12 protein-coding genes are annotated in these 13,328 nt (G+C 63.5%); 10 read left to right on the top strand and 2 right to left on the bottom strand.

Translation table 11 applies throughout. The annotated features are described in order from the left end of the window. Positions 1–58: 58 nt before the first annotated feature. The 4 genes from NKH49_RS25480 (at position 59) to NKH49_RS25465 (ending at position 3,689) form a co-directional block, all read left to right on the top strand. On the top strand, positions 59–898 hold the full coding sequence (locus NKH49_RS25480; protein ID WP_352818712.1) for an alkaline phosphatase family protein: 840 nt from the start codon (positions 59–61) through the stop codon (positions 896–898). A gap of 133 nt (positions 899–1,031) precedes the next feature. Then, positions 1,032–1,595: a sigma-70 family RNA polymerase sigma factor gene (locus NKH49_RS25475; protein WP_352818714.1), complete on the top strand. Its 564-nt coding sequence runs from the start codon at positions 1,032–1,034 to the stop codon at positions 1,593–1,595. After that, the gene (locus NKH49_RS25470; RefSeq protein ID WP_352928414.1) at positions 1,592–2,260 is read left to right on the top strand and encodes an anti-sigma factor; all 669 of its coding nucleotides are present in this window, start codon (positions 1,592–1,594) and stop codon (positions 2,258–2,260) included. The genes NKH49_RS25475 and NKH49_RS25470 overlap by 4 nt, the downstream gene beginning before the upstream one ends. After that, on the top strand, positions 2,250–3,689 hold the full coding sequence (locus tag NKH49_RS25465) for a S8 family serine peptidase (RefSeq protein ID WP_352928412.1): 1,440 nt from the start codon (positions 2,250–2,252) through the stop codon (positions 3,687–3,689). The genes NKH49_RS25470 and NKH49_RS25465 overlap by 11 nt, the downstream gene beginning before the upstream one ends. A gap of 5 nt (positions 3,690–3,694) precedes the next feature. On the opposite strand, the gene NKH49_RS25460 is transcribed toward NKH49_RS25465, so the two are convergent. Next, entirely contained in the window at positions 3,695–4,189 is a 495-nt protein-coding gene (locus NKH49_RS25460; protein WP_352928410.1) for a DUF8737 domain-containing protein, read from the bottom strand. 81 nt (positions 4,190–4,270) lie between these two features. On the opposite strand from NKH49_RS25460, the gene NKH49_RS25455 reads away from it, so the two are divergent. Continuing rightward, positions 4,271–5,179, top strand: a complete 909-nt coding sequence (locus NKH49_RS25455) for a LysR family transcriptional regulator (protein WP_352928408.1) — start codon at positions 4,271–4,273, stop codon at positions 5,177–5,179. Between the two features lie 72 nt (positions 5,180–5,251). On the opposite strand, the gene NKH49_RS25450 is transcribed toward NKH49_RS25455, so the two are convergent. After that, positions 5,252–6,274, bottom strand: coding sequence for a substrate-binding domain-containing protein (locus NKH49_RS25450; protein WP_031213013.1), 1,023 nt, complete (start codon positions 6,272–6,274; stop codon positions 5,252–5,254). A 360-nt stretch (positions 6,275–6,634) separates the two neighbouring features. Here NKH49_RS25450 and NKH49_RS25445 point away from each other — a divergent pair, with 360 nt between their 5' ends. The 5 genes from NKH49_RS25445 (at position 6,635) to NKH49_RS25425 (ending at position 13,194) form a co-directional block, all read left to right on the top strand. Next, complete coding sequence (locus tag NKH49_RS25445; RefSeq protein WP_352681550.1) at positions 6,635–7,990, top strand: ABC transporter substrate-binding protein; 1,356 nt, start codon at positions 6,635–6,637, stop codon at positions 7,988–7,990. Between the two features lie 227 nt (positions 7,991–8,217). After that, on the top strand, positions 8,218–9,231 hold the full coding sequence (locus NKH49_RS25440) for a carbohydrate ABC transporter permease (RefSeq protein ID WP_352540346.1): 1,014 nt from the start codon (positions 8,218–8,220) through the stop codon (positions 9,229–9,231). Position 9,232: 1 nt separating this feature from the next. After that, entirely contained in the window at positions 9,233–10,387 is a 1,155-nt protein-coding gene (locus NKH49_RS25435) for a carbohydrate ABC transporter permease (RefSeq protein WP_352767362.1), read from the top strand. 4 nt (positions 10,388–10,391) lie between these two features. Continuing rightward, positions 10,392–12,056 carry a beta-galactosidase BglA gene (bglA, locus tag NKH49_RS25430; protein WP_352928406.1) on the top strand — a complete coding sequence of 555 codons (1,665 nt, stop codon included), beginning with the start codon at positions 10,392–10,394 and terminating at the stop codon, positions 12,054–12,056. Positions 12,057–12,081: 25 nt separating this feature from the next. After that, entirely contained in the window at positions 12,082–13,194 is a 1,113-nt protein-coding gene (locus tag NKH49_RS25425; RefSeq protein WP_352928404.1) for an ABC transporter ATP-binding protein, read from the top strand. The last annotated feature ends 134 nt before the right edge of the window (positions 13,195–13,328 follow it).

The raw sequence follows: 13,328 nt of genomic DNA, 5'->3' as shown, positions 1-13,328 counted from the left end.
CGTGGATTGAACGGCAGGCCGGCCCTGACTTTTCCGATTAAGCCGCATGGAGGCGCCCTTGGCGCTCAACACAAAACTATTGCTCATCATCCTCGACGGCGTGCCTTACCGGAACTGGCGTCGGCTGATGGGCAATCTCGAAGGCTGGGTGCAATCAGGCGAAGCCCGCGTATGGAAAATGCGCTCCGTGCTGCCGTCGACCTCGGCATCCTGCTATGCCTCGATCCACACCGGCGTGCCGCCCCAAATGCACGGTATCCTGTCGAACGAGAACCGGTTTCGCGTCGAACAGCCGGACATCTTTTCCGAAGTCAGCAGGGCCGGCGGCAAGACCGGTGCGGTCACCCACTCCTACTGGTCCGAATTCTTCCGGGCCTATCCGTTCGATCTGGTCGAGGACATGGAGTTCGACCAGCCGGGCAGGCCGATCAGCCATGGCCGGTTTCACACCATGACCGGCTACAATGCCAGGAACCAGATGACACCGAGCGACGTCGACCTGTTCGCGACGTTGACCATGCTGACCAGGCGCTACGGCATCGACTACGGCATCCTGCACAGCTGTACTCTGGACTCGATGGGCCACCGCTTCGGCCATGACTGCCACGAGATGGATCATGCCGTCTATGCAATGGACGCCATGCTCGCCGGCTTCCTGCCGCGCTGGCGGGAAGCCGGCTACGAGGTGATCGTCACCGCCGATCATGGCCAGACCGATCGCGGCCATCATGGCGGCCACGACGAGGAGATGCAGAATTTCGCACTTTACTACTTCGGATCCGGCGAGGGTCCGGAAGCCAATACGCTGCTCGATCAGTTGCAGCTCGCGCCGACGGTGCTTGCGCGCCTCGGCGTGCCGGTGCCGGCGACGATGAAGGCAAAGCCGTTCCTGAGTTGAGCGCGCGCCCTCTTCTCCCTCTGGCAACGCTCCCGCTCTTCAGTTAGCCTCCGCAGATATACGGGCGGATGCGGTGAACCTTTTTGGGCCGATCAGCGACAGAGCAGGCAGGAGCCAGGCGGCTCGACCGGCGATGACGGCCGCGGAGACCGATCGCGCGCTTGTCGAGCGGGTCGCGAAAGGCGACCGTGCCGCCGTGCGGCTCCTGTTCATGCGCCACCACGCGCGGGTCTACCGCTTCGTGGCACGCCAGACGGGATCGGAACAGATGGCCGACGATATCGCGAACGAGGTGTTCCTCGAACTCTGGCGGCAGGCACCGGCCTTCGAGGGGCGCTCGGAGGTCTCGACATGGCTGCTCGGCATTGCCCGCTTCAAGGCGCTGTCCCTGCTGCGCAAGAGGAAGGAAGACTGGATCGACGACCATGACGCGGCCCAGGTCGCCGACGGCGCCGACACGCCGGAAGTCGTGACGATGAAGGAAGACAAGGCCGCCGCCTTGCGACGCTTTATCGATGCCATGCCGGAAGAGCACCGCACGGTGATCGACCTTGCCTATTATCACGGGCAATCGGTGAGCGAGATCGGCGAGGTACTCGGCATCCCGGTCGCAACGGTCAAGACCAGGATGTTCTACGCCCGCAAGAAACTCGGCGAAGCCCTCAAGGCCGCCGGTTACGACAGGGGGTGGCCATGAGCGCCGCTGAAAAGATGTCACGCCGCGACGAAATGGAAATGCTGCTGCCGTTTTATCTGAACGGCTCGCTGGAGGGCACCGAGCTCGAAGCCATCGAGGAATGGCTGACGAGCGATCCGGCGGCGATGGCCGCACTAGGCGAGGCCGAGGCCGAATTCTCCGGCACCGCTGCCGCAAACGAGGCAATCCGCCCGCCGGCCGATGCGCTCAGCCGCTTTGCCAAGGCGCTCGACGCCGAGGCCGGCCCGTCCCGCGCGCCGACGGCATCGTCCTGGCTGGCGCAAGCCTGGAGCCGCTTCATGGCGGTGCCCGCCGGCGTCGCCTGGGCCGCGGCCGCGGTGCTGCTGGCCCTGGTCGTCGCGCAATCCTTTGTGCAGACCGGCAACAGAGGTGGCGATTTCGAGATTGCCGGATCGGAGGACGATCTGGCCAAAATGCCGTTTGCACTGGTGAAGTTCAAACCGGATGCGAAGCTGTCCGATATCGTCGCTTTTCTCGACCAGAACCAGTTGAAGATCGCTGGCGGGCCGACCGCCGACGGCGTCTTCCGCGTCGGCGTCCCGGCCGAGACCGCCGCCGACTATCAGAAGCTGCTTGGCCTTATCGCCGCCCAGCCTTTCACCGAAGCTGCCCTGGAGGGAAGGAAACCGGCTGATGGCGGCTGAGGCGGTCATTCGATTGACGGCGGCGATGACAATCTTCGCCGCGTCTGCCGTTGCACAAACCAACGATCCTAACCTCACCCAGGCTGAGATCGACTGCCTGAACCGGGGAAATGCTGCCAACGCCGACTGCGCCAAGGATGGCGGCGGCGTGAAGGATGGCGGCAAAGCGCCGGCTCATGGAACGACGGGCGCGGTGTTTCTTCCGGGCTTGATTGTCGACCTGTTCCCCAATCCTGCCGTAGTCACCGAGGCGCCGATACCTCCTGGCAATACTGCAACCCCACCCGCCGTCGCGCCGGCAATACAGCTTGCCGCGCCGGGCGGTGCGGTGGTTGCGCCGACCGATCTTGTGGCAACCGAGCCGCCGCGCGCCGTGACCGGCGATTTCGTGCCCGACGAGGTGCTGGTCACCGTCAATGGCGATGCCGGCGCGGTCCAGCAGATCGCGGCCTCGTTCGGCCTCGAGATACGCTCGCAGCGGCAGTCGCGGCTGCTCGGCAACACGCTGGTGCGCTTCGGCATTCCCGATGGCCACCCGGTCGGCGTTGTGCTGGCGCAGCTCGCCGCCGACGGCCGCACTTTGCGGCGTGAGGCCAACCATGTCTACTCGCTGCAGCAGGCGGCCAGCATCGCCAATTATGCGTTCGAGCGCATCGCGCTCGATGCCGACAAAGCCAGCGGCGAGAATGTGCGCGTCGGCGTCATCGACACCGGCATCGACGACGGCAATCCGGCGCTCTCCGGCGTCATCGCCGGGCAGTTCGATGCCATGCCCGACGTGCCGATCGAGGCGCGCGACCACGGCACTTCGGTCGATGGACTGATCGCCGGCACCGGCGCGTTCAAAGGCATGGCGCCGGGCGCCAGGATCTATCATGCCCGCGCCTTCGAGGGCGGCAAGTCGACCATGGACGTCATCCTTTCGGCGCTTGACTGGGCGGCGGAGCAGGATGTCCGCATCATCAATATGAGCTTCGTCGGCCCGAAGAACGACCTGCTCGGCATCGCCTGCCGCAATGCGCGTGCGCTTGGCATCGTGCTGGTTGCGGCCGCCGGCAATAACGGACCGAAGGCGCCCTATGGTTATCCGGCCGCCTTCGACGGCGTGATCGCGGTGACGGCCACCGATGCCAAGGACGGGCTGATGCCGCAGGCCAATCGCGGCGCCTATGTCTTCATCTCCGCTCCCGGCGTCGAGATGGTGGCGCCGAGCGGCGCCGGCTCGGACGTGGTGACCGGGACGTCCTTCGCCGCGGCGATCGTGACCGGCGCCGTCGCCAATCTGTTGCATGCCGCGCCCGACCGCTCCGCCGACTGGGTCGAGAAAGCACTTGCCGCCACGGCAAAGGATCTCGGCGCGAAGGGGCGGGACAATGACTTCGGCTACGGGCTTCTGAACACCAAGGCGGCCGAGGCGGCGAAGGAATAGCCCGCTCAGGTCGCGTTTTGCTGAGGACGTAGGAGAAAATAGAATGCGGCGATATGCGTTATCATCAGCAGCGGTACGTAGATGATCGGGATCGCGTAGGTGGCGCCCAGTTCGCCTGCGCGTCCAGGAAGGCCGATCTGAATGGCGTGGTAATAGTCGACGATGAGGTCGACGGTCCCTGCGACATTGAAGGCGACGACCAACGGCCAGAAGAGCGGGCGTATCCTCACCGTGAGCAGCGCCAGCATGGCCAGCACGCCAGTCGCGAAATCGCCGTAGGCGGCGAACACGGCGAAATCAGCGGGCAGAGTGGGGCTTACGACGCCCGGAACCAGGAAGACGAGCCCGAAGAAGCGGAAGCTGTGCAGCATAGCGATAGCGCGTTGCGCCGCGACCCGGTCCATCGACCTGAGCAACGGCAAACCGTACGCGCCGAAGCAAAGCAGCCACGCGAGATAGCCGAGAACAAGATGGGTTTGGAACACCATTTCCGTGGACATTTGGCCTACTCTCAATAGTTGGTTCACGCGGCTTTAAGCCCGCTACCGCAATTCGACTATCCGGTGTAATCACAACAACCTATGAAGCAGAACTACACAGTCCGACATGGTGCGCTGGAGGGCGTCGAGGCGTTCCTGGCCGTCGCCAGGCGGCGTAACTTCCGCCGTGCCGCCGCCGATCTCGGCGTGACGCCATCGGCCGTGAGCCAAGCGGTGCGCGCGCTGGAAGCTCGCCTGGGCACGGCGTTGTTCGTCCGCACGACGCGGAGCGTTGGTTTAACCGAACCTGGCCAGCGGTTCCTCGACCGTGCCGGCCCGGCATTCGAGGAGCTCGTAGCGGCCGGCGAGGCTGCCCGCGATATCGGCCAGCGGCCGACCGGTCTGCTGCGCCTGTCTGTGCCTCGCGCTATCGTGCCGCTGATGTTGGAGCCGGTGCTCGCGTCGTTCTGCCAAGCCTATCCTGAGATCGAACTGGAGATCGCCGTGAGCGACCAGATGGTCGATCTCGCGACCGGCGGGTTCGACGCCGGCATCCGCCTCGGGCAACTCATCGCCGCCGACATGGTCGCGGTGCGGCTGACCCCGCCGTTCTCGTTCGTAGTCGTCGGCAGCCCTGACTATTTTGAGCGCTACGGCCGTCCCGAGCGTGTCGACGACTTGCGCCACCACGCCTGCTTACGCTTGCGCCGCTCGAATGGCGCCATCGCACCCTGGTCGTTCATCGATGGTAACGGTGCAATCGAAGCGATCGTCTCAGGCCCGCTGATTGCGCACGACTATTCGACATTGGTCGGGGCCGCGATGCGGGGCGTCGGGCTGGCGCAGACGCCGCGACCACTCGCCGAAGGTCCGATAGCCGAAGGAAAACTCCAGTCGGTGCTGGACAGCGTCGCCACGACGACGCCGGGTGTCTTCCTTTATCATCCCGGCAAGCGCCAAGTCCTGCCGAAGCTGCGCGCCTTCATCGATCACCTCAAATCCGCGACCTGAGGCCAGGACGCACCCGCTGGTGCTGGCCAACAGCCGCCAAGAGTCGACCTCGGCCGTTCAGAGTGATTGCCTCTAGGCCGGCGCGCCGGCGACCGATCCCCTGACCACCAGGTCGACCGGCCAGACTTCGCCGCGAGCGCCCTCCTCCAGGCCGGAAATTCGCGCCGCCAGCCGTTCGGCGATGCGCGCGCCGGCGAGGCGGATCGACGAACGCGTCGTCGACAATGGCACCGAAAAATTTTCCGGCTTCAGCCAGGGAAAGACGTCGTCATGGGCGATCAGCGACAGGTCGCCCGGAATGGTCAGGCCGAGATCGCGCACCGCGCGCACCACGCCGAGCGCCATGATCAGGCTGGAGCAGGCGATCGCCGTCGGCGCGTCGCTTTGTTCCAGCAAGCGCCGGGCGGCGCGGTAGCCGTTCTCCTCGGTCATGGTGAGCGAACAGACATGCTGATCACGAAGCACCAGGCCGCTCGCCGCAAGCGCGCGGCGCACGCCGCGCTCGCGATGGATGGCGAAGGTCTCGCGATCGTCGCCGTTGATCAGCGCCAGACGCCTATGACCGAGCTGAACGAGTAGCCGTGCCGCCTCGTGGAAGGCGCCCTCATTGTCGATGTCGGTGAACGGATAGTCGAAATCGAAGCCTTCGCTGCGGCCATGGACGATGAAGGGAATGCCGAGCGTGTTGACGAGTGCCACCCGCCGGTCGGCCGGCCTCGGCGACGAGATATAGACCGCGTCGACCTGCCGGTTGGCGACAATGCGGCGGTAGGTCGTCTCCTGGTCGTCGGCATCGGCCGGTGACAGCACCAGGTCGAGCTCGTGCGAACGCGCATAGTCGCCGAGGCCGGACAGGAACTCGACGAAATGCGGGTCGATGTCGACGGTCGTTCCCGTCGGCAGCACATAGCCGATCATGCCGGTCTTGCCGGTCGCCAGCCGGCGGGCGCTCGGATTGGGGCGATAGCCGTGACGCTTGGCGGCATCGACCACCCGCCGGCGCGTTTCCTCGTTGACTTCCGGGTAGCCGTTCAATGCGCGGCTCACCGTAGTCTGCGAAAGCGCCAGCATGTGGGAGAGCTGCTTGAGGTTCACCGGAGGCCTCCAACCTCAAAGCGCTTTTAATCTGAATCGAGCTAGCCGCTACGAACCGCGTTGCCGAGCGCACTGACCATACGCACGGTTCGGACCGGTTTGAAGCCGAATTTGCTGCTGCACCGCCAGAAACTGTGCTGCAGCGCACTTTCGCCGGCACCCGGCCGCAGAAATTAAATCGATTAGTCTGGCTTTCTCTTGACTCCGGATCAATTCAGTGGCGAGATCAAAATCACCAAAGCGCTTTGGAAGACTCTACGAAAGGTTGCAGTTCCTTTCCGACTGAGTCACAGTCCTGCAGCGCCGGCGGACGGAATGGAGGTTTCGTTCGGTGTTTGTCACCACTGGGAGGGAATACCGATGAAGAAAATGCTTCTGCTGGGTGCTGCGTTCGCCACGCTTGCGCTCGCCATGCCGGCGCAAGCCGAACTGAAGTTCAAGCCGGGCGAAGATCCCCGTTTCAACTGGGCCAACTACGAAGAGCTCAAGAAAGTCGACCTCAAGGGCGAGACGCTGACGATCTTCGGGCCGTGGCGCGGCGAGGACGAAGGGCTTATCCGCACCGTCCTCGATTACTTCTCCGAAGCCACCGGCGCCGAGATCAAGTACTCCTCGTCGGAGAATTACGAGCAGCAGATCGTCATCGACACGCAGGCCGGCAGCCCGCCCAACATTGCCGTGCTGCCGCAGCCGGGCCTGATCCAGGATCTAGCATCGAAGGGCCTTTTGACGCCGCTCGGCGACGACACGGCCAACTGGGTCAAGGACAATTACGGCGCCGGCCAATCCTGGGTCGATCTCGGCACGTTCAAGGACAAGGACGGCAAGCCCGGCTTCTTCGCCTTTCCGTATAAGGCCGACGTGAAGTCGCTGGTCTGGTACTCGCCGGACAATTTCGAGGAAGCCGGCTACAAGGTGCCGAAGACGCAGGAAGAGCTTGCCGAGCTCGAAAAGAAGATCATCGCCGACGGCGGCACGCCATGGTGCATCGGGCTTGGTTCGGGCGGCGCCACCGGCTGGCCGGCGACCGACTGGGTCGAAGACATCATGCTGCGTACCCAGACGCCCGAGACCTACGACAAATGGGTGAAGAACGAAATTCCGTTCAACGATCCGGCAGTGGTCAACGCCATCGACATTTTCGGCAAGATCGCCACCGACGACAAGATGGTCGAGGGCGGCGCCAAGGCGGTTGCGGCGACCGATTTCCGTGACAGCCCGAAGGGCCTCTTCTCGGTGCCGCCGAAATGTTATCTGCACCATCAGGCATCGTTCATCCCGACCTTCTTCCCGCAAGGCACCAAGATGGGCGAGGATGCCGACTTCTTCTACTTCCCGCCTTACGCTTCCAAGCCCGAGCTCGGCACTCCGGTGCTCGGCGCCGGCACGCTCGCCATGATCACCAAAGACAGCAAGAGTGCCCGCGCGTTCATCGAATTCCTGAAGCTGCCGCTCGCTCATGAGATCTGGATGGCGCAGGGCGGCTTCGTGACGCCGTTCAAGTCGGTCAACAAGGACGCCTATGCCAGCGACGCGCTGAAGAAGCAGGGCGAGATCCTGGCCAACGCCTCGACCTTCCGCTTCGACGGGTCCGACCTGATGCCGGGCAAGATCGGCGCCGGTGCGTTCTGGACCGGCATGATCGACCTGGTCGGCGGCAAGTCCGCCCAGGACGTCGCCACCGACATCCAGAAAAGCTGGGACGCGATCAAGTAAGCGGCCGGCTTGAGTTCCAAATGTGATGTGGTCCGGGCCTCAAACGGCCCGGACCTTATCCGGTGCTTGGCGTCGCGTCGATTGTCGTGAGCACAACGTATTCCGGCATGACGCGCGCCCAGTGACCTGCTTTCCGGCTGGTCGCGCTCCAGACAACTGAATCGGCGCATGATCCCGTCGCCAAAGCCATTCTCGACTGGCGGATCCGTGCGCAGGGGGAGGGACCCATGGCGGCTCAGATTTTCTCGGCGATATTCGTCATCATCATCGGCGTGGGCGGCTGCGTCGCCTATTTCTGGGGCGCCAACAAGGCACTCGACACGATCTTTCCGGCACGCGGCGTTTCCGGCAAGGCGGCGATCAACAATCTGCGCCGGCAGGGGGTGATCCGACCCTGGCTGTTCGTCGGCCCGGCGATGATCATCCTCACGATCTACCTGATCTACCCGGTAGTGGAGACGCTGAGGCTGTCGTTCCTCGATCGCGGCGGCGCCCATTTCGTCGGCTTGGCCAACTATCAATGGGCGTTCGGCGACCGCGAGTTCCGCAACTCGATCCTCAACAACATCATCTGGCTGGCGGTGGTGCCGGCCGCCTGCACCTTCCTCGGGCTGATCATCGCCGTGCTCACCGACAAGATCTGGTGGGGCACCATCGCAAAAAGCCTGATCTTCCTGCCGCTCGCCATCTCGTTCGTCGGCGCCAGCGTCATCTGGAAATTCATCTACGAATATCGCGGCGAGGGCCAGACGCAGATCGGCCTGCTCAATGCCATCATCCAGTATTTCGGCGGCCAGCCGCAGGTCTGGATCTCGCTGCCGTTCTGGAACAACTTCTTCCTGATGGTCATCCTGATCTGGATCCAGACCGGCTTTGCCATGGTCATCCTGTCGTCGGCCTTGCGCGGCATTCCGGAAGAGACGCTGGAAGCCGCCGTCATCGACGGCGCCAACCCTTTCCAGATCTTCTGGAAGATCATGGTGCCGCAGATCTGGGGCACCATCGCCGTCGTCTGGACCACCATCACCATCCTGGTGCTGAAGGTTTTCGACATCGTGCTGACCATGACCAACGGCCAGTGGAACAGCCAGGTGCTGGCCAATCTGATGTTCGACTGGATGTTCCGCGGCGGCGGCGATTTTGGCCGCGGCGCCACCATCGCCATCATCATCATGATAGCGGTCATTCCGATCATGGTCTGGAACATCCGCCAGGCAAACAAAGAGACGGAAGGGCATTGAGATGGCCGTGGCGACCGGAAAGTCCTTTGTCAGCCGTTTCGGCGTCCATATCGCCGTCTTCATCTTCGTTGCGATCTGGACGATCCCGACGCTCGGCATTCTGGTCTCGTCGCTGCGCGACAAGGACCAGATCATCGCTTCGGGCTGGTGGAACTCGTTCACCAGTTCCAGCCAGACGGAGGCCGGACGGCTGCCGCCCGCCTCGGCGCAAGTCGAGAAGGACGGCAAGTTCATCCTGCAAGGCAATATTTTCGGCGACGGTCCGGCCCGCAACATCAGCGCCTTCGGCGTCAAGTCGGCAGCGCCGACGCAATATCCCGCCGGCACGACAGCCGATCTCGGCGACGGCGTGACCCTGCAGCTCAATGCCGACGGCAGTTTCGTCATGACCTCGCCGAAGGCTTTCGAAGGCGAGCGCGGCCAGCGCGTCTATTACGCCTCGTCGGCGCCGCCGAAATTCACCACCGACAATTACGACACGGTGCTGTTTTCGGAGGGCATCGGCCGCTCCTTCATGAACTCGCTGACCGTCACCATTCCGGCGACCGTCATCCCGATCCTGATCGCCGCGTTCGCCGCTTACGCGCTGGCCTGGATGCGCTTTCCCGGCCGGGCGCTGCTCATCGCCGTCATCATCGGCCTCCTGGTCGTGCCGCTGCAGATGTCGCTGATCCCGCTATTGAAGCTCTATAACGGCGTCGGCAGCTTCTTCGGCGTGCCGTCGAAGACCTATCTCGGCATCTGGCTGGCGCATACCGGCTTCGGCCTGCCTTTCGCCATCTATCTGTTGAGGAGCTATATCGCCGGCCTGCCACGCGAGATCATGGAGTCGGCACGCATCGACGGGGCCAGCGATTTCGAGATCTTCGTCAAGATCGTGCTGCCATTGTCGTTCCCGGTGCTGGCCTCGTTCGCCATCTTCCAGTTTCTCTGGGTGTGGAACGATCTGCTGGTGGCGATGGTTTTCCTTGGTACCGAGGGCGACCAGATCGTGCTTACCGCCAAGCTCAATGCGTTGCTCGGCTCGCGCGGCGGCGACTGGGAGATCCTGACGACATCGGCCTTCGTCACCATTATCGTGCCGCTGATCGTGTTCTTCTCGCTGCAGCGCTATTTCGTCCGCGGGCTGCTTGCCGGCTCGGTGAAAGGAGGTTGAGATCATGCAATCCGCTTTGAAGGCGACCCCGAAGCCCGATCTCGCTATCGATCGCGATTGGTGGCGAGGTGCCGTGATCTACCAGATCTACCCGCGCAGCTATCAGGATTCGAACGGCGACGGCATCGGCGACCTCAGGGGCATTATCGGCCGGCTGCCCTATATCGCCTCGCTCGGCGTCGACGCCATCTGGATCTCGCCGTTCTTCAAATCGCCGATGAAGGACTTTGGCTACGACGTGTCGGATTATTGCGAAGTCGATCCGATGTTCGGCACGCTGGCCGACTTCGACGCGCTGACCGCAGAGGCGCACCGGCTTGGCCTCAAGGTGATGATCGACGAGGTGCTCTCGCACACCTCCGACATCCATCCGTGGTTCAAGGAAAGCCGGTCGAGCCGCAGCAATCCAAAAGCCGACTGGTATGTCTGGGCGGATGCCAAGCCGGACGGCACGCCGCCCAACAACTGGCTGTCTATCTTCGGCGGCTCGGCCTGGCAGTGGGACACCAGCCGCCAGCAATATTATCTGCATAATTTCCTGGCCGAGCAGCCTGACCTCAACTTCCACAGCCGCGCGGTCCAGGACGCGCTGCTCGACGTCACCCGCTTCTGGCTGGAGCGCGGCGTCGACGGTTTTCGCCTCGATACCATCAATTTCTATTTCCACAGCCAGGGCCTCGAAAACAATCCGCCGCTGCCGCCCGAGCAGCGCAACGACCAGACGGCGCCGGCCGTCAACCCCTACAACTACCAGGACCATCTGTACGACAAGAGCCGGCCTGAAAACCTCGGCTTCCTCGAACGCTTCCGCGCCTTGCTCGACGAATACCCGGCGACGGCCGCGGTTGGCGAGGTCGGCGACTCGCAGCGTGGGCTGGAAGTGGTGGCGGCCTATACGGCCGGCGGCAAGCGCGTGCATATGTGTTACTCCTTCGACTTCCTGGCGCCGGAGAAGATCAGCGCGGCAAAGGTGCGCTCGGTGCTGGAAACCTTCGGCAAGGTGGCCAGCGACGGCTGGTCGTGCTGGGCCTTCTCCAACCATGACGTGATGCGCCCTGCCTCGCGCTGGGCAGCCGGCGAGCCCGACCCGACCGCCTACCTCAAGGTCATCTCCGCGCTGCTGATGTCGTTGCGCGGCTCGGTCTGCATCTATCAGGGCGAGGAGCTCGGGCTCAGCGAGGCCGAGCTCAGCTTCGAGGATCTGCAGGACCCATACGGCATCCGCTTCTGGCCTGAATTCAAGGGCCGCGACGGCTGCCGTACGCCGATGGTTTGGGACGGCGCTGCCCGCAATGGCGGCTTCTCGACGGCAAAGCCCTGGCTGCCGGTGCCCAGCAAGCACCTTGCGCAAGCCGTCAACGTGCAGCAGGGCGACGACGGCTCGCTGCTCGAGCACTACCGGCGCTTCCTGGCTTTCCGCCGCGCCCATCCGGCACTGGCCAAGGGTGATATCGAGTTCATCGAAAGCGAGGGCGACACCGTCGCCTTCACCCGCCGCGAAGGCAACGAGCAGATCGTCTGCGCCTTCAATCTCGGAGCAAAGCCGGCCGAAGTCGATCTTGGCGGCCGCTCATTGCAGCCCTTGCCGGGACACGGGTTTTCGGGACAGACTGGCGCCGGCACTATCCGCCTCGGCGGCTACGGCGCCTGGTTCGGGCGTATCGACTGAATTCAAGGAAGAACTGGAGGGTACCATGGCCGATGTCACGCTAAGGCAAGTGAGGAAATCATATGGCAATCTCAACATTCTGCACGGCGTCGACCTCGACATAAAGTCGGGCGAATTCATCGTCTTCGTCGGTCCCTCTGGTTGCGGCAAGTCGACCTTGCTGCGCTGCATCGCCGGGCTGGAGGAGATCACCTCGGGCGAGCTCAAGATCGACGGCGAGATCGTCAACGACGTGCCGCCGTCAAAGCGCGGCATCGCCATGGTGTTCCAGTCCTATGCGCTTTATCCGCACATGACCGTCTACGACAACATGGCCTTCTCGATGAAGATCGGCAAGGAAAGCAAGGCCGAGATCGACAAGCGGGTGCGCCAGGCGGCCGAGATCCTGCAGCTGACCAAATATCTCGACCGCCTGCCCAAGGCGATGTCGGGCGGCCAGCGCCAGCGCGTCGCCATCGGCCGCGCCATCGTGCGCAATCCCAAGGTTTTTCTGTTCGACGAACCGCTATCCAACCTCGACGCGGCGCTGCGCGTCGCCACCCGCATCGAGATCGCCAAGCTCAAGGAGTCGATGCCGGCCACGACGATGATCTACGTCACCCACGACCAGGTCGAGGCGATGACGCTGGCCGACCGCATCGTCGTGCTGAAGGAAGGCCATATCGAACAGGTCGGCACGCCGATGGAGCTCTACAAGCGGCCCGGCAATCTTTTCGTCGCCCAGTTCATCGGCTCGCCGGCGATGAACATCCTGCCGGCGACGATCGACAAGACCGGCAACCCGACGGTCGTCAGCCATGTCGGCGGCCGCAAGGCAACGATGCCGATCGCAACGCCTGCGTCGGCGAAAGGCGCAGCGGTGAGCTTCGGGGTGAGGCCGGAGGATCTGATGATTGCCACCGGCGCCGACTATTTGTTCGAAGGGACGGTCGATTACGTCGAGCAGCTCGGCGAGGTCCAGCTCGTCTATGTCGACATCGGCCGCGCCGACCTGCCGCTGGTGACCAAGCTGCCGGGCAATGTCGAGGTCAAGCGCGGAGCGACACTGCGGCTGACGGCGGACGCCGGAGACCTGCATATTTTCGACGCGGACGGGCGCTCTTTCGCGCTCCATGAAGCAGAAGCAAAGGCGGCTTGAAGCAGGCGTTCTTCCGCCATGCAAGAGACAAGAGCAGCCCGCCAGGGCCCCCCCGCCTGTATCGGATAAAACTTAAGCACAAAGAGCAGGAGCTAAGATAAACACAACCCCCCAACCACTAAAACTATACTTTT

It is taken from the genome of Mesorhizobium sp. M1088 (assembly GCF_040318575.1).
Lineage (GTDB): Bacteria > Pseudomonadota > Alphaproteobacteria > Rhizobiales > Rhizobiaceae > Mesorhizobium.
This window is presented reverse-complemented; position numbering and strand designations above follow the sequence as displayed.

Bases quoted from the DNA above. Each gene is read 5' to 3' on its own strand.
- NKH49_RS25475 (WP_352818714.1), top strand. From the start codon at position 1,032: ATGACGGCCGCGGAGACCGATCGCGCGCTTGTCGAGCGGGTCGCGAAA.
- NKH49_RS25470 (WP_352928414.1), top strand. From the start codon at position 1,592: ATGAGCGCCGCTGAAAAGATGTCACGCCGCGACGAAATGGAAATGCTG.
- NKH49_RS25465 (WP_352928412.1), top strand. From the start codon at position 2,250: ATGGCGGCTGAGGCGGTCATTCGATTGACGGCGGCGATGACAATCTTC.
- NKH49_RS25460 (WP_352928410.1), bottom strand. From the start codon at position 4,189: ATGTCCACGGAAATGGTGTTCCAAACCCATCTTGTTCTCGGCTATCTC.
- NKH49_RS25455 (WP_352928408.1), top strand. From the start codon at position 4,271: ATGAAGCAGAACTACACAGTCCGACATGGTGCGCTGGAGGGCGTCGAG.
- NKH49_RS25445 (WP_352681550.1), top strand. From the start codon at position 6,635: ATGAAGAAAATGCTTCTGCTGGGTGCTGCGTTCGCCACGCTTGCGCTC.
- NKH49_RS25440 (WP_352540346.1), top strand. From the start codon at position 8,218: ATGGCGGCTCAGATTTTCTCGGCGATATTCGTCATCATCATCGGCGTG.
- NKH49_RS25435 (WP_352767362.1), top strand. From the start codon at position 9,233: ATGGCCGTGGCGACCGGAAAGTCCTTTGTCAGCCGTTTCGGCGTCCAT.
- bglA (WP_352928406.1), top strand. From the start codon at position 10,392: ATGCAATCCGCTTTGAAGGCGACCCCGAAGCCCGATCTCGCTATCGAT.
- NKH49_RS25425 (WP_352928404.1), top strand. From the start codon at position 12,082: ATGGCCGATGTCACGCTAAGGCAAGTGAGGAAATCATATGGCAATCTC.